The organism is Oceanospirillum sp. (assembly GCF_982874595.1).
The window spans coordinates 99,955-121,404 of record NZ_CEYNZH010000009.1 but is presented as its reverse complement, the minus strand read 5'-3'; the positions used below and the strand labels follow the sequence as shown (position 1 = coordinate 121,404).

Here is a 21,450-nt window from a genome sequence, read left to right as displayed (position 1 = left end):
CACAACCTTGCCAAGGTTGGGGTCGCGAGTTCGAGTCTCGTTTCCCGCTCCAATTCTTCATCTATAGACGTCCACCAAGGTCTATAGTTTCTTGATTCATCAGGGTTTTAGCCCTGGGGATTGTCCAGCGAAAGCTGCTTAATTCCACTGTCAACCACGCCTGATCAGTACATGAAATCCGGGCAGCTTGCAGTGCGGATTGTTTGCTGAAGCACTACCCATGAGCGCGGTACACCTCTCCTCAACCCGAAGGAGGCGTACCTATGGCGTTAACAGATCTGTGGGAAGGTGCTTTTTCGGCCTTTTAGCCTTTTCAGAGTAGGGCCTTTGACCCTTAACCCTCTTCCCTTGAGGCGACCCTTATGCCGTTTAGCCCTGTCCTTTTGAGGCAGTGGGCGACACCGGTTCGGCACTGAGCCAGCGAGGTATCCATCATGCGTCATGACACAGCAGGAAAGCCCAGCGCAGCGTTGAAGTTCGGGCACTGGGCCGGGAATCGCTATCGTGCCTTGGGCTGAACAGAACAGCCGATACACATTGCTGTTTGAAGCCTTTGTGATTAGTTGGCTCAAGGTAGCTTCGATCTCTGCTGTCAGCAAGCAGTTGCATCTGAGTTGTACCGCCATCGACAACATCATGGATCGAGCCGTGCGTCGGGTCTGGCTAATACGCCCAACCGGGATACTACTCGGCTGAAGGTCGATGAGACGGCATTCCGTAAGGGGTGCGACTATGTGACGATCGTTTCCAATGCCGAGGGGCAAGTCCTCGCGGTGGAAGACGGCCAGTCTTCAGATAGTCTTGGCCGTTTTACGAAAGCCTGAAAGAGTCGTGCAAACAGTCGATTATCTCGATTTCCATGGACATGAGCCCGGCCTGCCAGAAGGCCACGTTTGACCATATCGAGAAAGCCCACCGGAAGATTGCCTTCGATCACTTTCATGTCGTACAGATGCTGACTCGGACGCTTGATGCCACTCGCAAAGCTGACATGGCGTGGGCGGATCGTTCGATGCGTCAGGAGATCCTCCGAAGCCGATATACCTGTTTACGTCACCGCAAGAGCCTTGAGGGGCAGCAGGTTCGGCAAATCCGGAACTTGTCGGATGCGCTTAAAGACACCAGTCTGGTGTGGTACCTCAAGGAAAAGGCTCGAGAAATCTGGCAAGGGTATCGCGTCAAAGGTGCTCGTTCGGCTTGGCTGGAATGGGTTCAGATGGCTCGGCTAACAGAAATTCGGGCCTTGGCGTCAGCGGCAAATCAGATCAAAACCAAGTTGTTTGGCATTCTCAACGCCATGCGATTTCGAGCCCCAAATGGACTAGCGGAAGCCATCAACGAACAGATAAGAACTTTAAAGGTTTGATCCAGAGGATTCCGGAGCAAAGAAAGGTTCAAGCGGGCGGTACTGTTTCGCTATGGCGGGCTGCCTATGACTCCTAACCCACACGGATAAGTGAAGAGCCATAAAAATACAGAAAATTGCAGCAGGGCCGATAAATAAGCCGTCTTCGGGGTGGCTAGCCATGTAACGGCCATCTTGCCCGGCAGGCGGCTTTTCTGTCGGTCACCCTTGTGAGTCGGCAGCCTCTGAGTCCTGTGACTCTACGGCTTTTGCCGCACGTTGCGCCTGGGCCATTTGTTCAAGTTGCTTGATCAGTTCAGCAATGTCCACATCTTTTGGAGCATCCAGTTCTTCAACCTTCTCTCCGCGAGATAGACGCTGTGCCAGTGCAGAGAAATTGACCTGGTAGCTTGATGTATTCCCGCTTGAATAGTTAAGGTCTTGCGGAGAATAGGTTTCTTTCGCTACAGTAGCCCCGGTAACTGGTGAGGTATTTGCAACAGCAGCGATGAGCTTCATGGCATTGATTGCACCCCCTCGACTCCCGTTAAATTCACTGCCGGCATATGTGGGAAGCTGTTTTTGCTGATAATCCCACTGATTATATTTTGCGTCCTGATTTATCCCTTTTCCATCGGGACCAAACTCTATAGAGCCAGATATATCTCCGAAATTGACTTGGTCGTAAGTCAGAAGTTTTGCGTCAATAAGTCCTCTGTAAAGAGTGAGCATATCATTGCGGCTGGCATCTTTAACATTGACATCTTTTACGACCTCTTTAAATTTGTCGTAGTCTTTCTGGCTGAGAGTCCCGCCGAGTATGCCTTCGGGGCTGGTTTCCTTGCCCACTTTGACTGTGAAACCTTCGTATTGCTTAGGGTCAAGCAACGAACGGTTCATATTGGCCGAGATGTTGCTCAGTGCGTTAGATAATGGGTTAATGGATGGCATTCTTACGGTTCCTTTATTGATTATGAAATGTCATAAGAACTGGAGAGCTATTAGCTCCCCAGTCGTCCTTTGACTATCAGGTGCCAGGAATTGTGAACAGTGGCATACGACCTTCCATGCGCCAGTTACGTACTTGAGATGTACCTACGTTCTTGATGCGATAACGGTATTGGCCGGTAGCGCTGGGGAAGAAGCTCCGATTAACAGTGCTGGTGGTCGAAGACACGAGAGACCACGACCAACCAGAACGTCGCTCAATGATATGGGCGATCTTGCTCGTCGGGTTGTTGCCGGAAAGGTCTTCAAACTTGAACGTCACCGAGCCAATGCACGAGATACTGAGCTCATACACGTTCTGAGAATCACCTGCAGAAAGGCTTGCCCCGCTGCTGGTGATGTTCATATAAGCGCATGCAGCAGCCATATTGCTGATACTCAGCAACAATGCCGCGAACAGCGAGAAGAACAGTTTTTTCATACAACATTCCTTGTAGATGAAATAGCTGAATCCCCTTCGCCCTCGTTCGGCACGGAAAGCTGGTGAAGGGTAACTTCTATAACGGCTGGGAATGAAAATTCTTTAGCTTTTCTTGACTGTTTGGCGTGCCTCGGCCAACTGGATTTTCTGATTGCGCACGTTGACCTGGGCCTGTACCTCGTCCTGGCGCGTGCTGAGGTCACCAATAGGGATTTCAACCTGGATGCCGACAAGATGTAGGCTGTGTTGGGTAAGATGAAGTAGCGAACTGACCAAAAAAACAAGCGCTTGAAGCGGTGTCGTGAGAAAGCGCTTCCAAGATAGCCAGGGTAGTACACAACCCAGTCCGTCAAGCAGAGGGGGCAGAAAAATTTTTTTGAATCAGGGTGTTGCGCGGGAAGCAGTTGTCTCGTTTCCCGCTCCAGATTCTGAAAAGCCAGTCGTTAACGCGACTGGCTTTTTTCGTTTTTATCTGATGAGAAATTAAGTTTCAGAAGTAAGCGCAGTCTTTTCTTCCATTCTGTGGTTGTAATCGGGCTTAATGCCCCTATATCTCTGCCATCCTCTTTGCGGCCTTGCCGTATCCTGTCTGATTGTTAACCCTATTTTAACGATCAGCTGCACTGAATATTCAAAAGGTGTCCTTAATGACCGAAGCACTCTCCAATCAGGGGCTGCCCGAGAAAGCCTTGTCTATCCGGGGCCTGAAAAAGGTCTACGCGAATGGTTTTGTTGCCCTAAAAGGCATTGACCTTGATGTTGAGCAGGGAGATTTTTTTGCTCTTCTGGGCCCTAATGGTGCCGGAAAATCGACCACTCTGGGTATCGTCAGCTCTCTGGTAAATAAATCCGAAGGCAGCGTCTCTGTCTTTGGGGTCGATATCGATAAAGACTTTTCAAGAGCGAAGCATTTTCTGGGGGTTGTTCCACAGGAATTTAACTTTAATCAGTTTGAGAAAGTAAAAGATATTGTCCTGAGCCAGGCAGGTTACTACGGTATTCCCCGCGCAGAGGCTAAGACCCGGACCGAGCAATTTCTGAAAGAGTTAGGGCTGTGGGATAAACGTGACAACGCGGCCCGTACATTGTCTGGTGGTATGAAGCGCCGTCTGATGATCGCCCGTGCACTGATTCATAAACCGCGCCTGCTGATTCTTGATGAGCCAACTGCAGGTGTTGATATCGAGTTGCGTCGTTCCATGTGGGAGTTTATCAAGAAAATTAACCGTGAGGAGGGCACGACGATTATCCTTACGACCCATTATCTGGAAGAAGCTGAAAGTCTGTGCCGCAATATTGCCATTATTGATCAGGGTGACATCGTTAAGAACACAACGATCAAAGCGCTACTGCAGCAGTTGAATACTGAAGTTTTTGTTATGGATACGGCAGACTCTTTGTCAGAAGCGCCAAAAATTGAAGGCTTTGAAACCCATCAGATTGACGAGCACAGTTTTGAAGTTGTGCTGCAGCGTGGCCAGCATCTGAATGAAGTGTTCACTCAACTTAATAATGTGGGTGTCAATATCAGTTCAATGCGGACCAAATCGAACCGCCTTGAAGAGCTTTTTGTTGAGCTGGTGGATCAGGATCGTAAAAATGCCGATGCGGCTAAAAGGAAATCGGATCAGAATGATAAGGTGGGTGCATAAATGAGTGTTCAGGAATATTGGGTTGCGTTTACTACGATCATCTATAAAGAGATTAACCGCTTTACCCGAATCTGGGCCCAGACCCTATTACCACCGGCCATTACCATGACGCTCTATTTTGTCATCTTCGGCAACCTGATCGGCAGCCGGATCGGTGAGATGGGGGGCTTTACCTATATGCAGTTTATTGTGCCGGGCCTGATCATGATGTCAGTGATCACTAACTCCTACTCTAACGTAGTGTCATCGTTTTACGGTGCCCGTTTTCAGAAGAGTATTGAAGAGCTACTGGTTTCACCTACGCCAAACTGGATTATTTTGAGTGGTTTTGTTCTGGGCGGTGTTGCCCGCGGCCTGACCGTGGGCTTTATTGTGACGATGCTATCGCTTTTCTTCACCGATCTGCACCTGCACAACCTAGGGATTACCATTCTGGTGGTGCTGATGACTTCAATCCTGTTTGCACTGGGTGGCTTTGTTAATGCCATGTTCGCCCGCAGTTTTGATGATATTTCTATCGTACCGACCTTTATCCTGACCCCGCTGACTTATTTGGGTGGTGTATTTTATTCGATCTCGCTGCTGCCGGATTTCTGGCAGGGCGTGTCTATGCTGAACCCGATTCTGTATATGGTGAATACCTTCCGTTATGGCATCTTGGGTGTGTCGGATATTGATGTGGTATATGCGCTTTCGGCTGTTGCAGTCTTTATTATTGCGATGTTTACCCTCTGCCTGACCCTACTGAATAAAGGTAAAGGAATCCGGAGCTGAATATGAGTGATTCAAAGCAAATGCCCGTACAGGAGCAAGCCAGCGCAGAGACTTCTCAGCTGGGTAAAGAGACACAATATGTTGACCAGTATGATGCCAGTCTGCTGTTTCCGATTCCCCGTCAGCCTAAGCGTGACGAGATAGGTCTGGAACAACTGGGAGCGGAAGCGGGGCGTTTGCCTTTCTTCGGTCAGGATATCTGGAACGCCTTTGAACTCTCCTGGCTGAACCCGAAAGGCAAGCCGGAAGTCGCCGTGGCAGTGTTTCGTATTCCGGCAGATTCAGAAAACATCATTGAATCCAAATCCTTTAAGCTTTATCTGAACTCCTTTAATCAGACCCGATTATCAGACCGTCAGGAGCTTCGGGCGACACTGGAAAAAGACCTGTCAGCGGCTGCAGGTGCTCCCGTAATAGTGGAGTTACACCGTCTGGATGGTGCAACAGAGCTCCAGATTGTAGAGTCAAAAGGACGTTGTATCGATGAACTGGATATTGATGTCACTCACTACCATCCGGAACCCGCCTTGCTGAAAAATCAGAACGAACTGATTGTAGAGGAGACACTTTACAGCCATCTGCTGCGTTCGAACTGTCCGGTTACCGGACAGCCGGATTGGGCGACAGTGGAGATCAGCTATACCGGTAAGAAGATTGATAAAGCTGGCCTGCTGGCCTATATCATCTCGTTCCGTCAGCATAATGATTTCCACGAACAATGTGTTGAGCGTATGTTTGTCGATATCAGTCAGCGGTGTCAGCCGGAAGAACTGACGGTTGTTGCGCGTTATACCCGACGGGGCGGCCTGGATATTAACCCATGGCGCTCTTCCAATCGCCCGGATCTGGAAAACCGACGTTTTGTACGTCAGTAGAATTTAAGTTTTAAAGGATGTATCAAAACGCCGGTAAAGACAGCCCACTAGAGGTGTGTTTACCGGCGTTTTAATGTTGGCAGGGATGACGTTTATTCGGGCTTGGGCGTTTCCGGTTTTACGTTGTCCTCTTTATCAGAATCTGCAGCGGTTGTTTCAATACGTTCAGTACTTGTTGCAGGTGAGTCAGGCGTTTCTGATGTGGGTGTTTTGATCTGATCGGTAACGGATTCTTCAGAAGTGACAGGCTGCTCGGTAGGCACCTGTGCAGCCTCATGCGCTTTATTATCTTCTTCAAGTTGCTTGAGATCATGTTCGTGTTGTTCTTTGTATCGATTCAGCAGCTTTTTGGCCTTCGCTAACTGTTCCCGATAATGCGTGATCTTCTCTTCAACAGCCGCTGCTTCTTTACGACTCAGCTTAATATATTCTTCAAGGTGTAGCAGTGAGCTGGTCTGTTGCGAGGCTATTTCCGCTGTATTGTCGGGGTTGTCCAGATTATCGGTCAGCGCTTCAATCAGTTTGCGAAGATTTGCTGTTAACAGAAGCTTTTCATTCAGCATCTTACGAAGTTCAGCAATTTCGCCCGTTACTTTGACTGCATCATCTTCGTTAAGGGCTTTAGCCGCCGGGATAAAGCCTTTGCCTTCTATCGGTGATGCAGCATGATGAGGCTTCTTGCTGGTTTCTGATGCGGTTTTATCCCGGGCGCTATCAGACGAGCTGGCTTCTGATAATGGTGAATCAGCTGCAGTCTCCGGCTTGTTATCTGATTCCGCTTCACTGGACTCTGTCATAGCTGCAACGGCAGGAGGGGCTGTATCAGTGGTATCATCACTGTCGCCTCTGAGTTTGCGGATCTGCTTTTTCAAAAAGCGTGTGTGTAAAAAGAGAAAAAAGATACCGCCTGCTAATAACAGGAAGAGCTGTATAATACCTACCAGTGCCAGTGTAGACAAAACCATGTCGTTATTTCCTTAAAGACCCAAGTTTAGGCATCATAACCTTTAAGCGATCTGATCTCTATTGCTTAATAGAAGCGGTAAAAACGGCTTTTAAACATACTAATGAGAGGGGCTTTAAAGAGTCTCCACTCTTTAATAGTGGTTCGCACTTTTTCCAGGTCAGCCTGGTATCCTGATTCAGTTAATAAACGGAGTTGATATGCAAGCTGAAGCGTTATTGTTAAACCGTAATTCACATCCGAAACTATCCGGCGATACACCCGATAACAACACTCTAGAGTTTATTTATCAGGCTGCCTTGCGTGCGCCGGATCATGGTTGCATTCGTCCGTGGCGGTTTATTGAATTTACTGGTGCGGGTCGTGAGCGTCTGGGTGAGATCTTTTACAAAGGCCTGATGTCCCGTAAGCCGGATGCTGATGAAACCCAGCAAAAGAAAATGCGCATCATGACTCTGCGGGCACCTCTGGTGATTGCTGTTATTGCCAAGGTTACCGAAGACCACCCGAAAGTGCCTGTGCTTGAGCAATATCTGTCCGCAGGTGCTGCCGCTCAGAATATGATGCTGGCTGCTCACGCTAAAGGCTTGGGAGCGATCTGGCGTACCGGCGATGTGGCGTTTGACCCTGTAGTTAATCAGGAGCTGGGTCTGGAAGGCGAAGATCAGATTGTCGGTTTCCTCTATATCGGTGATGTTGAAGGCCGTAACAAGCCGCTGCCGGAACATAACAGCGAAGACTTTGTTCAACGCTGGGCATAATTGCTGTTTCCATCACGGTGATAACGAAGTAAACAAACCGGAATAATTAGTTTTAAGGAGTCGGTTGTGCAACAGGCACGGGTTGATCAGTTTCTAGAGCACGTTAAAGCGTCTATTCCTCTGGTAAATCATATGGGGCTGGATCGGGTTACTTTTGAGAACAATGAAGTTCGTTTTCATGTTTCTTTAGCGCCTAACCTCAATGATAAGGGCACAGGTTTTGGCGGCTCTATCAGTGGTCTGTGTACTTTGGCGGGCTGGGCACTGACAACCCTGCTGTTGATCGAAGAAGATCTGGAGCGCAGCGCCGTAGTTAAAACCGGCACTATCGACTTTTTTGCACCGGTGAGCGCTGATTTTGTGGTTCGTTGCTTCTGTCCGGAAGAGGGCGGTGAAGCGGCTCTGATCGATAAAGTTCGTACCAAAGGGCGGGGGCGTTTACCCATCGTTGCTGAGATCAGTCAGGGCGAGAAGGTCGCTGTTCGTTATAGCGGTGATTATGTCGCGTTGGATGTTTAACGAGGACTGAAGCTATGCTCTTTCCGGTTGGTCTCAGGGTAAGTGCTTGAGAATTCTAAAAAAGTTAGAAAAAAGTCTAAAAAAGACTTGCCCTGAATAAAACCTCTCCATATAATACGCGCCATCTGTTGAGCAGCAAGCGTTGTTCAGGTCAGATATCGCGGAGAGGTGGCCGAGTGGTCGAAGGCGCACGCCTGGAAAGTGTGTATATCGAAAGGTATCGAGGGTTCGAATCCCTCCCTCTCCGCCACGAATTCTAAAGCCCGCTAACTCACTGAGTTAGCGGGCTTTTTCGTTTAAAGAGTTTAGCTTGAGAGAGGTTTTTCTACGATAACCTGTGCAACTCTTGTCCCTAGGGCTTCAAATGAAGCTTCAGAGCCTGCCAGATAGAAAAGCCACATCCTTTTGAATCTTTCGTCGTAGCCGTTTTTGCTGAGTTCAGGCCAGGATTCAATAAATCGCTTTCGCCAGTGCCGCAATGTTTCAGCATAATTAAAGCCTGCATGTTCATAGGGCGCATGGGGTAGTTTTAACCCTGATGCTAAAGCGGCTTCGGTCATATCAAGGATGCGAGGTGCCTGGCCTCCCGGAAAGATGTACTTTCTGAGCCATGGGTTGGTCTGTGTGGTTGTGTCTTTAACAATGGAGTGAATGACAGCACGACCACCGGGCTTTAAAAGATTTTTTATGGCATCAAAAAAATCCTGATAATGGCGCCGACCTACATGCTCAAACATCCCGATAGAAACAATACGATCATATGATTCCGGGTTATTTTGGGCATGGTCCCGATAGTCTTCCAAAAGAAAAGTCGAGTTTTGCTCTTTGTTATGCTGATTAGCATAAGCGATTTGTTCCTGGGAAAGTGTAATGCCTGTGGCTTTGGCTCCGGTATCTGCAATGGCTTTGGACATAGCACCCCAGCCACAGCCTATTTCCAAAACAGCCATGCCTGACGATACGTTCAAGCGGGATAGCGTCGTGCTTATCTTATTGTCCTGTGCGTCTTCCAGAGTTTTAGTGTCGTCATCAAAAAAAGCACAGGAGTAGAGCATTTTTTCATCAAGAAATGACTTATAAAGATCATTTCCAATATCGTAGTGATGCTGAACGTTTTGGTGGCTTTGTTTGATGCTATTGACTGTTAGTGTGTGCCCAATAAAACTGGAGAATTTATCAAACGTCCTGAAAACAAGCCCCTCTTCCATCAGTTCTTCATTTTTAAGTAAGACCCCCATAAACCTTCCAAGGTCGCCTTGTTCAAGGGACCAACCCCCATCCATGAAAACTTCGCCAATATTGAGGCTTGGTTTATATAGCATTCTGACAAGGTCTGATTTATCGCGAAAATGTAAAAGAAAGGCTTCGCCAGAACCATCCCCAAGCTTCATAGAAGGCAGGTCTTTAAAAGATATTGTTAAATTTCCAACCTTAAAAAAAGCGTTTATCAACTTGGTTAGGAACGTAAAATAAACTCTCTCAGAGAATGTACTGAACGTACCAGGAGCCGGGTTATCGGGTTCTTTTCTTTCGCACATGGTTGAATACCTATCTTCTTTTAGAAGCCTCAGGGCCAGTGATAATGACACTTGCATTTAGGCCCCCAAAAGCAAATGAATTACTCATGGCGACTTTTATTGTTTTAGTAGCCGGGCGTTCGCCCACGACAGCAATAGGGCATTCCGGATCAAGGTGTGTCAGGTTAAGTGTCGGCGGAGTCAGGCTTCGTTTTATACCGCCGAGAGTCGCGGCCAGTTCCAGAGCGCCCGATGCACCTAAAGCGTGGCCGAGCTGGGATTTTGTAGAGGAAACAGGAGTATTGCTAACGTTATCACCCAGCAATTTACTGATTGCAGAGGCTTCGGCCGCATCATTGGCTTTTGTACCAGTACCATGAGCATTGATGTAATCAATGTCGGAAGCAGCAATCCCGGCGATTTCCAAAGCATTTCGCATTGCTGCATACATGCCATCCGGATCGGGCGATACAAGGTTTCCGGCATCACTACTCATGCCAACGCTGAGGAGCTCACCCAGTATAGGAGCATTTCTACGCGCTGCATGTTCTTTCTTTTCCAGCACAAATATACCGGCACCCTCTCCTAAAATAAGTCCACTTCGATCTGCAGAAAAGGGTCGGCAGGTATCCTGGGATACGGCATGCAATGCTTCCCAGCCCTTTAGATTACCGTGGGCAAAATTGGCGTCGGTTCCCCCGCAAATAACAATATCGGCCTGCCCATCGCGAATCAGTGAGGATGCAGTTGCCAGGGCGTGGTTTGCACTGGCACAGGCACTGGTCACAGAGAATACAGGTCCTTTAGCACCAGCCAGTCGAGCAATGTGGCTGGCAGGTGCGCTTGCCATAATCATAGGTACCGTCATAGGCGAGACCTTTCTTTTGCCTTGCAGGTATAACCTTTCGTACTGGGTTTCAAAAGTATGCGTGCCGCCACCAGCTGTTCCAATAACGACGCCTACTCGGTGCGAATTGACTGTGTGGCCAGCATCGAGTTTTGCATTTTTTATAGCTTCAATTGCAGCGCAAAAAGCAAACTGAGAGAAGAGATCCATTGTCTGCAGATCTTTTTTGGCAACTAAATCTGACGGATCCCAGTTACGAAGTGGAGCCCCCATTTTGAAGACAAGGTTGTTATTGATATCTTCAATTTTATGGATCGCACTTAACGAGCTGAAAATGGCAGACTCAAATGTTCCAACATCATTACCTAATGCAGAAGTAACGCCTATGCCTGTAATAACAATACTACTTGGTTTCATGATATTACTGATTCTTGAGATTGAATATAAGCTCAATTACATCATCAATATTATTAAGCTTTTGTATAGACTCTAGTGGAATATCGATATCAAATTCTTCTTCAATATCAACTATGGCGGTGACTAAATCCATGGAATCCAGCCCTGCCTCAGTAAACGGGGTGGATGTATCGAAGCCTTTGCTTATTAGGCTCTCCCCTAATGGCTGTGAGAGAATTAATTCTCTCACACTGTCTTTAAAGATTTTTTTTTCATCTTTTAATTCTGTTGCAGGCATTTTAATCTCCACGAAAATTAAATATATGATTAACTAGGGTTTGTACTAGGTTGGAGAGATTGGTGATATAGGGTACGTTAATCTAATAAAAAAAATTGTAAAGATTTAGCGTTTAGGAATCTTATTTTTGAGAGGTAAGTCAGATTTTGTCCTCATCTTTTTGAGATAAAATTAGATCCAGCGAATAGTCTTTTTTTAATAAGATGTAATTAATTTATTTTAATGGTGTGGTTATGCTTTTTCTGAAAGTGGCAGGAAGCTCAGAAGAGCTGAGAAAAGCACAAAGGCTAAGATACGAAATTTTTTTTAATCATCACCAAAGTGAAAAACAAGCCGTCGATAATGATGAGCCTACGGGCTTGGATATTGATCGATACGATGCTTTTTGTAAGCACCTCCTGGTGTTAGATACGGAGCGGGAAGGGGTTGTGGTCGCAACAACACGAGTTTTGCTTGGTTCATGGCTACCTGATGGGGAAAATTACATTGCTGAAGATGAGTTTGAAATTCCCTTCCTGAGAGAAAGAGTTCCTGAGACTCGTAAAGCTTCAATGGAGGTCGGACGCTCTTGCGTGCATCCGGAATATCGAGACGGAGTCGCAATCCAGTTGTTATGGCAGGGAGTCGCTAAATTTGCTTTAGATTATGACGTTAGGGTTATCTTCGGGTGCGCCAGTTTCCATGGCGTGGATATTGATGAGCACCTGAATGAAATATCATATTTGATGGCCAAGTATCCGGCACCGAAAAAATACCAGTCTAGATCTTTGGTTAATGAGACTGTTGTTTATAAAGATATAAATGAAATCGATGAGAACGTTGCTGTGCAGCGTATTCCTACATTGATAAAGGCTTATGCAAAGTTAGGTGGCGTCATTGGTCCACAAATATATGTTGATAGGGAAGTTAATACCATTGATGTTTTAGTGGTTGTTGAAGTGGATTTGATACCTAGAAAGTTTTTGAACTTTTTTTCAAAGATAAAAATAATTTCCGATTAAAGGTGGGTTATGACTTTAAAAAAAATAGCATTTTCATATGTGTTTTTATTGGTTTTTTCCTTTGGGGTTAATGCTGATGAGCTCACAGGACGGCAAATCATGGACAAGTCATCTGAGATACATGACTTACCCCGTGAGTATGAAGATTTAAAGATGAATTTGTTTGATAGAGATAAAATCTTTGAGAAAAGGGAGTTAAGACGTTTTTCTCTGGAGGGGAGTGATGGTCTCTTTAAATATCTGACTGTTTTCGACGGTCCAGCTGGTGTCGAGGGTGTTGCACTATTGAGCTGGCAGAACAAAGGGCGGTCAGATGATCAATGGACTTATCTTCCTGCCGTGAGTAAGAAACTTAAAAGAACAGCCGGCTCATCTAAGAGAAAGCCATTTCTGGGTACAGATTTCACCTATGAGGATATGACATCTGATGATAGAGATGATTTTCTATATGAGAGAATGGATGATACCCGTGTCGATGAAGAAGATGTTTATGCTGTAAAAGCAATTCCCTTTGCTGAAGATGTTAAGAAAGAAACTGGGTATTCCTGGCGAGTGTTTTATATTTCTAAAAAAACATGGTTTGTCGTGAAAGTGGATTTTTACAACAGAAGAGAAAAGCATGAAAAAACACAGTACAACTATGACCCTGTGGTGGTAATTAATGAGTCAATGCGGCCAATGCGGACTCTTATGGTAAACCATAAAGAGAAGACAAGTACCGAGATGTTGGTTCAACAAAGGAAAATTGACCCTGAAGCGGTGAAAGAACAAATGTTTAAACATCGCTGGATAAAATCAGGAAGGTATATGCGTTAATTCGCCAGCCTTTAATTTTTCGTTGTGAGTTAAATTTATGAAAATTTCTAGTTTTTTAGAGTCCTTACTGAGGCATCCTTATTGGTGTCTTCTCTCTTTGTTGGCTTTAGTTGTTGTTTTTGCTTTTGGTATTCCCAAAGTAACTGTTGATACCAGTATTCAAAGCTTAATCAGTAGCAGTGATCCGAGAAAAGATATCTATGTTGACTACGTGAATAATTTTGGCTCGGATCGAACCACCATTATTCTGGTTGAAGATGAGACACTCTGGTCACCTGAAAAACTAGAGATTTTTGAAGAATTTCATTATGAAATTAGTGACTTACCCAGTGTTTTAAAAGTAGAAAGTTTAATTAATGTCAGTGATGTTCATGATGAAGACGGTGATGTGGCCTCAGGAGCCCTATTAGATCCTATACCGTCAAATCAGGAAGAAGTAGACAAAGCAAAATTTCACGCCAGAAATAACAGCTTGTTCGATGGTCAATACATAACACCGGATGGTAAGGGTTTAGTTATTATAGTGACAACTCCTTCTTATGTTACTGGGGAAGTTGATGATGTTGCTGTGAATCAGGAGCTTGTCGAAACCATTGAAAATTTTAATCAATATTTCGAAAGAATAACCTCCATCGGTGGTGCCCGCCTCAACTCAGAAACCAACGATGTTCTCATCGCAGAAATGCCAGTTATGTTCACTTTTTTGATCTTTATGCTATTAGGGGGAATGTGGTTAGCAACAAAGCGTCCTCAGGCTGCTTTCCTGCCTTTAATAACGGCAACGATCTCTACATTAGTGACTTTCGGATTCCTTGGGCTTAGTGGCATTCCTTTAAACATGTTGGGAGGTCTTGCACCTGTTATTTTATTGGCCTTGGGTTCAACCGAAGATATGCATTATTTTGCGGCATATATGGAAGGTTTGAGGAGAGCGGATAAGAGTAAACCGGCAACAGATAAAGCTGCAAAAGAGTTCGCAAGAAAATTTATGGTTCGCCATGTCGGTATTCCAACAATTTTGACTGCGGTAACATCAACATTAGGCTTTGCTGTCAGTGCTATTAGTGATGTTCCGGCAATCAGAGACTTTGGTATCATGGCCAGCTTTGCAATTTTTGCAAATGGATTTATAACGATTTTACTGGCACCAACATTTTTTTATTTTTTTGGCGACAAAGAAAGTCTGAAAAAGAGAAAACCCTTAAAGGTTTTAAGGAAAATATCATTAGCGCTTGCCAAACTATTTGACAGGATTTATAAAAAACCTTTGCCATACTTAGTTGTCTTTGTAGTTCTTTTTATCAGTGCGATTGTTAGTGGATTTAATGTCAATGTCTCCAATAACCCGCTGGATGCTCTTACAGATGACCATCCGTTCAAAGTTGACTATAACTTTTCAGAAGACAGGTTGGGGGGGATGGAAGGCTTAACGATAGTTGTTGATAGTCGACGAACTGAGCAGTTCAGAGACCCTGAAGCGCTAGCTGCGATATTCGAGGTTAGCAGGGAGGTTGAGTCTCTGCCTGGTGTTGTTAAATCAACTTCGCTGGCGGATCAACTTGCACACATTAATCATGTATGGGGGGCTCCTGAGGTTACCCCACCTACCACGAAGGAAGAGGTTGCCCAGTTTCTGCTGTTACTGCAGTTTTCGGATATCGAAAGTTATGTTACCCGGGATTTTCGATATGCGAGTATCAAGGTTAAGCATACAATCAGTAATACGAAAGAATTGCTATTACTGATCAACCGTATTGATTCCATTTTGAATGAACGTTTGCCCATATGGCTCAAGGCTGAGGTCACTGGTGAGTCGCCACTTGCTGCCTATACCGCAACAGGCCTGATTTCATCTCAGGGGCAGAGTATTCTTTTCCTGATTTTGACAATATATGTTGTCATGGCATTAATATTCTCATCATTTAAAGCTGGTCTTGGGGCTGTCTTACCTAATATTTTTGTTCCGGTATTTACTTTAGGCTTTATGGGTTTGATTGGTCTTGATATTAACCCTCCTCTAGTTATTGTTATTGTTGTATCAATCGGTATTGCTGTTGACGATACGATACATATGTTGAGTAGCTATAAGGAAAGTTGTAAGAAAATATCTAATCCCAGGTTTGCTGCCCGATACACAATCCGACAGGAATCTGCAGCTGTATTAACGACCACGCTGGCACTGTGTATTGCCTTTTTCTCTCAGACGGTTTCGAGTCTCTATTATACGCAAATGTTCGGTTTTTTGATGGCCGTAGCTCTTATATTTGCGCTGGTTATTGACATAATTTTTACACCGTTATTAATGACGCGGCTAAATTTTGTGGGGGTTTTCGATCTTATTAGTCAGAAGATTCCTGTTGATAACTTAAAGTCATTTCCACTGTTTTCTGGAATGAAGCCCAGATATATCAGGAAAATAATTCTTTCCTCTGTCCAGAGGAATTATAAAAAAGGCGACGAAATTATTAAAATTGGTACATCCGATAAAAGCCTTCTAGTGCTGCTCCGGGGCCGTGCGGGAATTTACTTGACTGATGAGAATATGAAATTCCGCCACGTTGCTGACATGCTTGAGGGTGATACGGTCGGTGAGGTTTCCTTGTTAGTCGATACGCCACGGTCAGCAACAATTATTGCAGATGATGACTGTTGGCTTATTGAGATTGATATCGAAACTTTAGAGAGTTTACAGATAACACAGCCTTATCTATCAGGTAGGTTGTACCAAAATATTGTTCGGATACTGTCTGTAAGGTTACTCAATGCTAATAGCGAGGCCGGAAAAAAATGAAAAAAATAATACCTTTTTTGTTTTTTCTGCCCTCTGTTGTACTTGCTGCCGATTACCAGTTGAAGCATGAGGTTCGCTCTGTCAGCAGTATTTTTGTTTCTGATGACGATCAGGACTATCAGTCCAGTGAAACAAGTGTCGTTTACAGCCTGGATGGTTCGTACTACCTGTCTGACACAGCGACTCTTGTTAGTTCATTCTACGTGCATCTATCCGACCCTGATCAGATGCAGGATTATTTTATTACCCTTGGCGAGAAAGAATCGGAATCACCCTATATCGATTTTACCGAGTTTGGTCTTAGATGGGACTTGGATGAGACAACGTACAAAATTGGTAAATGGAAGCAAAACTATGAATTTGCTGAGCGTCTCATTCTTCTTAATCAGTCCAGTCTGGATGATAACACTTTTCCCTTAAAGGTTATTTCTGTAGGAAATTGGCTTGCCCAGTGGCAGCAATTTATGGATGGAGGCAGCTTGTCCTTGACAGTAATGCCCTTTCATCCTGCGGCAGGAGAACCTGCAGATGATACCCGATGGGGGGGAGTCAATAGCAATGGCATTATTATACAAGGAGATACTAATGGCATACCTCTGGAGACTGATACACCTGATATATCTTTGATCTGGGAAGGTCAGGCGGAGAGATTCGATTATTTGTTAGGGATTTCCCGAGCCAGATCTCAATATTCGGTCGTTAAAGTAAATCCTGAGACTAGAAGTTTTGATATTGAGTACCCTGATGCTGTCAGTTTGTTGGGTGGAATCTCATGGCCTATAGAGCAGATGAAGTTCTATATGGAGGGGCATTATCAAAAGACATTACAAAACAAAGATGATGATTTTCTTCGTTTAAGCACGGGGTTGCGCTTTAATCTTTTTGATTATGGTGACTATCTTGGTTGGGATGATCTGACCTTGACGATTGAGTATATGAGTGATCATACATTAGAAAAACAGTCAGCCGCTGGTTACGATATTTCGAGTAAAGATTCTAGGCCCTATCAGGATTCTGTTTACAGTATTGCTAAAATTAAAATTGATGAGTCATGGCAGGTCAATCAGGAACTCTCTTATGGTTTCAAAAATGATGACTCAATGTCGATTACCGGGTTTACTTACTCATTTGATGATTCTTCCAAATTATCTGTTAGTTATATTGATTATAATGGTGAAGAAGGTAAAAGCCTTTTCGGAAGTTGGAAGGATAATGATAATGTAAGCTTAGAGCTTGAGAAGGATTTTTAGCATGACTTTGGTTCGTTTTGTTTTTAGGATTTTATCTTTTATTGTTTGGTTTTCTATACTGATAATTCCATTTTTATTGGCTCGTTGGCTTTATCCTGAAGCGGCAAAGGGAATTGCAAAACTTTGGAACAAAGGTGCCTGTTATATTGTTGGTTTAAAGATTAATTCTTTTGGTGGTTTTTCTCATAATAAACCGTTACTTATAATATCCAATCATACATCTTATCTGGATATACCTGTGCTTGGCTCGATTTGTAATTTTTCTTTTATATCGAAAAAGGAAGTCATGACTTGGCCGGTTATTGGGTGGCTGGCTAAAATGTGTGATACCGTGTTTGTTGAAAGACGACCCATAAAATCGCGTGAGCAGGTTTCTCAGTTAAGACATTGTGTTCTGGGGGACCGGAAGCTTGTTCTTTTTGCTGAAGGCACCACTAGCGATGGTAGTAAGGTTTTGCCATTTAAATCTTCTCTTCTTGAATTTGTCTTTACGGAAGGGATTGTCGATGAGTTCCATATTCAGCCGGTAACCATTCTTTGCCCTGACTTATCCTGTTCCAGTAGTAAAACCAGCTTAGATGCGTTTTACCCCTGGTACGATGAAACATCTTTAGGTGTGCATTTTTTCAGGTTGCTAATGAGAAAAAGAACCCATGTGAATGTTTTTTTTCATGCTCCTGAAAGGGCAAGTTTCTTTCAGGGCCGAAAGGAACTTGCCAATTGGGCGCAGCAGCATGTTGAGAGCGGCCACAAACAGATTTTACAGTCCAGTTAACTGCCCTGTTGGGCTCGGTTGTGAGCCCATTTTTCTTTGATGTCATACCATTTCTTTGAGCCCAATAATTTACCAACATAGTGATCAATTATCTTAAGCTTAAAAATGCTGATCAGTCCTTTTGCTTTTGCCATTATTCCATCAGGCATCGCCCGCAAAGTCAGGCTTATTCCATCTGTTGAGTACTCGATATAGTGCCACCAGCAGCTGGGAATGAAGATTGTTTCTCCCGGTTCAAGCGTGTGTGTAAAGCCTTGGAGATTTTTTAATTTTGGGTACCTGTTTAGGTCTGGGTTTCGAAAGTCGATATTGCACGATACTGTAAAAGGGTGTTGATATAGATTCTTCGAGTCTTCACTGGAATAAAGAATCACCTTTTTTTTACCCTTTATTTGAGTCAGAAATACATGGCTATGATCCAGATCGTAATGTATGTCCACATATGCATCACGCCCGCCAACAAATAAAAATGGATGTGATTTAATATATTTCACACCAAGGTCAGGGAAGCTGAAGTCATTTTTTAAACAGGGCATGTACTTTATGACATTGAAAAGAAACATTCTTAGCTTTGTCGGTTTATTTTCAATTAAATTTAGATATTCCCCGAATTTCATTTTTTTTGATTCCTGCAAATAATCGTTATCACTATTCGCAAAGGCTTCATCGTATAGGGGAACCTCGACCTGACCGCACCCTTTCTTAAGGTATTCGTAATCCCATTTATCTAAGGCGTCCCAATTGCGACTGAAATCTTTCAATATAACGGGCTTGTTCGCTTTCAGATAGTTTTTCTTGAAATATTCTTTTGATATTTCATGTTCTATATCGATTGGTTTAAGTCTTATTTTGTCCATTTTTATTAGCCTCACTAAACTTTTTAGAAACTAGCATTTTATATTTTTCGGTGCCATGAACGATGTCACAAAAGATTAATAATTTTGTCTTAATATAATGTGGAAATTTTTCGAATAGTCTTGAGCTAACTGATTTTCAGCAACTTTCAAGCATCAGTGAGTCCATGAAACCTCAGGCATCCGACTGATTGAGTTGCTGGCGTTAGCTTGGGTTGCTTTAAAACATGTTGGCATGATTTATATCTTGCTTGTCTTATGTAAGATTATGTATCTTAGGATTATCCAGCTACAGTTAACTTGATTAGCCTGTTTAATTGGGTGTTGAACAACCATAAAAGCAATCCGGGCAGGATTATTCGGGTTCAGAGCCGCTTATGCAGCCTTGGTGCATGGACTGCTCAATTTGATAATTGATGAGATTTTAATCTATGAAAACATGGTCATTGCGTAATAAGCTTCTTCTGTTCTCTCTCTTGCTTCTGATGATCGCACTTGGTGGTATGTCCTGGGTTGGTACGAATGCGATGAAGCATACCTCACAGGAAGTTATTGGTCAGATATCCATATCCAGTCGTGAACGTGTTCATGACATTCTTGAGCAGGCATCTTTTCGCGTAGCCAGTGATGTTGGCAGTTATATGAACCGGGCTTTTGATACGGCGGTTACGATGAATCGTATTGTATCTGCAGGTTTGAATGACCCCGATAAGCGCCTGAGTCGCGATGAAGTGCAGGTGTTAGCCCGACAGTCTCTCGAGGCTAATCCTTTGGTCAGTTCCGCTTATATTCAGTTTGAAAAAAATGGTTATGACGGAAGTGATGAGACGATGATGGGGACCGGTGATCACACGACACATATCGGCACACTGGAAACTTATTGGGTTCGTGAAGGCGACACCCTGACTCACTATGTAACAGAAGATCCTCAGGCAAAATATTCCACGACTCCTAATGAGCTGGGTGATCGTGAGTCTGAGTGGTATCTCTGCAGTTATGAGACAGGTAAGAGTTGCATTGTTGAGCCGTACCTGTATGAGATCGAGCCGGGCAATGAGGTGCTGATGACAAGTCTGGTAACAGCCCTGAAGCGTGATGGGCGCTTTGTCGGTGTTGCAGGTTCTGATATCAACCTGCCTGTGTTGCAGAAACTGATGAAAGAGATGTCCGCTAAGCTGTTTGACGGTAAGGCTCAGCTGCACCTGATTACAGGAAAGAAAAGAATCGTAGCCAGTAGCCAGTATGCTCAGAAACTATCCCGTCCATTAAGTGAAGCTGATCAGAGCTTTGCGCAGATCTTAGAAAATAAAAATGACGGTGTTTTTGAATTTAATCAGTTGCTGGTTATTGATCAGCCTATTCATATTGAGGCACCGGATATCGACTGGCATCTCGTATTGACGGTTCCGGAATCGGTTGCTTTTGCCGGCGTTAACCAGCTTAAGGCGGAACTCAAAGAAGATGTCCGTAATACACTCGGCACTCAGTTGATACTTTCTTTTGTGATTCTTGGCGTTGCTGCTGCCGCTATCATTATTTTTGTGGGCAGTATTACCCGACCTCTTAACCAGATGCGGGAGCGGGTATTTAATCTGAGCAGTGCTGATGGTGATCTGACCCAGACACTGAACATTGAAAATCATCGAGAGCTGATCGAAATCAGCCAGGGTATTAATCAGTTTATCGCTCGCTTGCGTGAGATGATCCTTGCACTGCAGGAGCAAAGTCTGCAGGTACAGAAACAGACAAACCTGTTGAGTGAAGCAACTACGATAACCACAGAGACGATCGCCCGGCAGACCGCAGAAACCGACAGTGTGGCCACGGCCATGGAAGAGATGGCATCGACCAGTGCTGAAGTTGCTCGCCTGGCATCGACCAGTGCTGAAGGGACTCAGGTTTCTGAGAAAATTCTGCAGAACACCCAGTCCAGCTTTGATCACAGTGTACTGCAGGTGCAGACAATTGCTCAGGCGATGGCTGAAAACAGCGAGCGCATTACCCGCGTATCGGCACGCAGTGAAGATATTAATCAGATTGTCAGCACGATCTCTGATATTGCAGAACAAACGAATCTGTTGGCACTGAATGCCGCTATTGAAGCCGCTCGGGCAGGTGATCAGGGCCGGGGTTTTGCAGTGGTTGCTGATGAAGTGCGAACTCTTGCAGCAAACACTCAGAAGTCTACAGAAGAGATCAACGAGCTGGTAAAACGGCTGCAAAGCAATGTGAGTGAGGCGGTAGAGCAGATCGAAGCCAACCGCAGCCGTTCTGAAGAGACAACGCGGAGTATTGCCGATAGTGTTGAGAGCCTGAAAGAGCTGGCGGCTCAGGTGAATCTGATTGCTGATAATACGGTGCAGGTTGCATCAGCGGCTGAAGAGCAGAGCCAGGTTAATGCTGAAATCAGTCGGAGCGTTGTGGGCATTGGTGATACCGCTAAAGATCTTCATGATCAGGCTCAGACCATTGATGGCGTGCGTCAGGAGTTAACGCTGGTTGTGGGATTACTGGATGACCAGCTAAGTCGCCTGAAGGTTTAATCAATAGCAATGGAAAGCGTGTGAGTACAAAAAACGGAACCTG

General features: G+C 44.7%; 20 protein-coding genes and 1 tRNA gene. 14 read left to right on the top strand and 7 right to left on the bottom strand.

Annotated features, from left to right (window positions below; genetic code table 11):
• The first annotated feature begins 504 nt into the window (after positions 1–504).
• Positions 505–696: a helix-turn-helix domain-containing protein gene (locus AC4GL5_RS06365; protein WP_490381955.1), complete on the top strand. Its 192-nt coding sequence runs from the start codon at positions 505–507 to the stop codon at positions 694–696.
• A 124-nt stretch (positions 697–820) separates the two neighbouring features.
• Positions 821–1,366, top strand: a complete 546-nt coding sequence (locus AC4GL5_RS06360) for a transposase (RefSeq protein ID WP_490381958.1) — start codon at positions 821–823, stop codon at positions 1,364–1,366.
• A gap of 201 nt (positions 1,367–1,567) precedes the next feature.
• On the opposite strand, the gene AC4GL5_RS06355 is transcribed toward AC4GL5_RS06360, so the two are convergent.
• Both AC4GL5_RS06355 and AC4GL5_RS06350 read right to left on the bottom strand, forming a co-directional pair.
• Entirely contained in the window at positions 1,568–2,296 is a 729-nt protein-coding gene (locus tag AC4GL5_RS06355; protein ID WP_490381954.1) for a hypothetical protein, read from the bottom strand.
• Positions 2,297–2,372: 76 nt separating this feature from the next.
• On the bottom strand, positions 2,373–2,774 hold the full coding sequence (locus AC4GL5_RS06350; protein WP_490381953.1) for a hypothetical protein: 402 nt from the start codon (positions 2,772–2,774) through the stop codon (positions 2,373–2,375).
• Positions 2,775–3,448: 674 nt separating this feature from the next.
• Here AC4GL5_RS06350 and AC4GL5_RS06345 point away from each other — a divergent pair.
• Genes AC4GL5_RS06345 through queF form a run of 3 tightly spaced genes read left to right on the top strand, consistent with a single transcriptional unit; the run spans position 3,449 to position 6,075 of the window.
• Entirely contained in the window at positions 3,449–4,426 is a 978-nt protein-coding gene (locus AC4GL5_RS06345; RefSeq protein ID WP_490381957.1) for an ABC transporter ATP-binding protein, read from the top strand.
• Entirely contained in the window at positions 4,427–5,200 is a 774-nt protein-coding gene (locus tag AC4GL5_RS06340; RefSeq protein ID WP_490381952.1) for an ABC transporter permease, read from the top strand. It abuts the gene before it with no gap.
• Positions 5,201–5,202: 2 nt separating this feature from the next.
• Positions 5,203–6,075, top strand: coding sequence for an NADPH-dependent 7-cyano-7-deazaguanine reductase QueF (queF, locus tag AC4GL5_RS06335; RefSeq protein ID WP_490381951.1), 873 nt, complete (start codon positions 5,203–5,205; stop codon positions 6,073–6,075).
• Between the two features lie 92 nt (positions 6,076–6,167).
• On the opposite strand, the gene AC4GL5_RS06330 is transcribed toward queF, so the two are convergent.
• Positions 6,168–7,040 (bottom strand): hypothetical protein, encoded by an 873-nt coding sequence (locus AC4GL5_RS06330; RefSeq protein ID WP_490381950.1) that lies wholly within the window; start codon positions 7,038–7,040, stop codon positions 6,168–6,170.
• 199 nt (positions 7,041–7,239) lie between these two features.
• On the opposite strand from AC4GL5_RS06330, the gene AC4GL5_RS06325 reads away from it, so the two are divergent.
• The 3 genes from AC4GL5_RS06325 (at position 7,240) to AC4GL5_RS06315 (ending at position 8,569) form a co-directional block, all read left to right on the top strand.
• Positions 7,240–7,800, top strand: a complete 561-nt coding sequence (locus AC4GL5_RS06325; RefSeq protein ID WP_490381949.1) for a nitroreductase family protein — start codon at positions 7,240–7,242, stop codon at positions 7,798–7,800.
• A 66-nt stretch (positions 7,801–7,866) separates the two neighbouring features.
• The gene (locus AC4GL5_RS06320) at positions 7,867–8,319 is read left to right on the top strand and encodes a YiiD C-terminal domain-containing protein (protein ID WP_490381948.1); all 453 of its coding nucleotides are present in this window, start codon (positions 7,867–7,869) and stop codon (positions 8,317–8,319) included.
• A gap of 162 nt (positions 8,320–8,481) precedes the next feature.
• Positions 8,482–8,569: transfer RNA gene (locus AC4GL5_RS06315), tRNA-Ser, on the top strand.
• A gap of 55 nt (positions 8,570–8,624) precedes the next feature.
• Here AC4GL5_RS06315 and AC4GL5_RS06310 read toward each other — a convergent pair.
• From AC4GL5_RS06310 to AC4GL5_RS06300, 3 genes are read right to left on the bottom strand one after another with little or no spacing between them, the layout of a single operon-like run.
• On the bottom strand, positions 8,625–9,914 hold the full coding sequence (locus AC4GL5_RS06310) for a class I SAM-dependent methyltransferase (protein WP_490381947.1): 1,290 nt from the start codon (positions 9,912–9,914) through the stop codon (positions 8,625–8,627).
• A complete protein-coding gene (locus AC4GL5_RS06305) occupies positions 9,868–11,100 on the bottom strand; it encodes a beta-ketoacyl-[acyl-carrier-protein] synthase family protein (RefSeq protein ID WP_490381946.1) in 1,233 nt (410 codons plus the stop codon). Before AC4GL5_RS06305 ends, AC4GL5_RS06310 begins: the two co-directional genes overlap by 47 nt.
• Before the next feature lie 4 nt (positions 11,101–11,104).
• Positions 11,105–11,377: a phosphopantetheine-binding protein gene (locus AC4GL5_RS06300; RefSeq protein WP_490381945.1), complete on the bottom strand. Its 273-nt coding sequence runs from the start codon at positions 11,375–11,377 to the stop codon at positions 11,105–11,107.
• A gap of 233 nt (positions 11,378–11,610) precedes the next feature.
• Between AC4GL5_RS06300 and AC4GL5_RS06295 the strand changes: the two genes are divergently transcribed.
• The 5 genes from AC4GL5_RS06295 to AC4GL5_RS06275 are packed head-to-tail and all read left to right on the top strand — an operon-like array spanning position 11,611 to position 18,010.
• Entirely contained in the window at positions 11,611–12,378 is a 768-nt protein-coding gene (locus AC4GL5_RS06295; protein ID WP_490381944.1) for a GNAT family N-acetyltransferase, read from the top strand.
• Positions 12,379–12,387: 9 nt separating this feature from the next.
• Positions 12,388–13,194 carry an outer membrane lipoprotein-sorting protein gene (locus AC4GL5_RS06290; protein ID WP_490381943.1) on the top strand — a complete coding sequence of 269 codons (807 nt, stop codon included), beginning with the start codon at positions 12,388–12,390 and terminating at the stop codon, positions 13,192–13,194.
• Between the two features lie 37 nt (positions 13,195–13,231).
• Complete coding sequence (locus AC4GL5_RS06285; RefSeq protein WP_490381942.1) at positions 13,232–15,985, top strand: MMPL family transporter; 2,754 nt, start codon at positions 13,232–13,234, stop codon at positions 15,983–15,985.
• Complete coding sequence (locus tag AC4GL5_RS06280; protein WP_490381941.1) at positions 15,982–17,235, top strand: hypothetical protein; 1,254 nt, start codon at positions 15,982–15,984, stop codon at positions 17,233–17,235. The genes AC4GL5_RS06285 and AC4GL5_RS06280 overlap by 4 nt, the downstream gene beginning before the upstream one ends.
• Before the next feature lies 1 nt (position 17,236).
• Positions 17,237–18,010, top strand: a complete 774-nt coding sequence (locus tag AC4GL5_RS06275) for a lysophospholipid acyltransferase family protein (RefSeq protein ID WP_490381940.1) — start codon at positions 17,237–17,239, stop codon at positions 18,008–18,010.
• Here the strand turns inward: AC4GL5_RS06275 and AC4GL5_RS06270 are convergent.
• Positions 18,007–18,867, bottom strand: coding sequence for a cupin-like domain-containing protein (locus AC4GL5_RS06270; RefSeq protein ID WP_490381939.1), 861 nt, complete (start codon positions 18,865–18,867; stop codon positions 18,007–18,009). The two genes, AC4GL5_RS06275 and AC4GL5_RS06270, sit on opposite strands and share 4 nt — an antisense overlap.
• 428 nt (positions 18,868–19,295) lie before the next feature.
• On the opposite strand from AC4GL5_RS06270, the gene AC4GL5_RS06265 reads away from it, so the two are divergent.
• Positions 19,296–21,407, top strand: a complete 2,112-nt coding sequence (locus AC4GL5_RS06265; RefSeq protein ID WP_490381938.1) for a methyl-accepting chemotaxis protein — start codon at positions 19,296–19,298, stop codon at positions 21,405–21,407.
• Positions 21,408–21,450 lie beyond the last annotated feature (43 nt).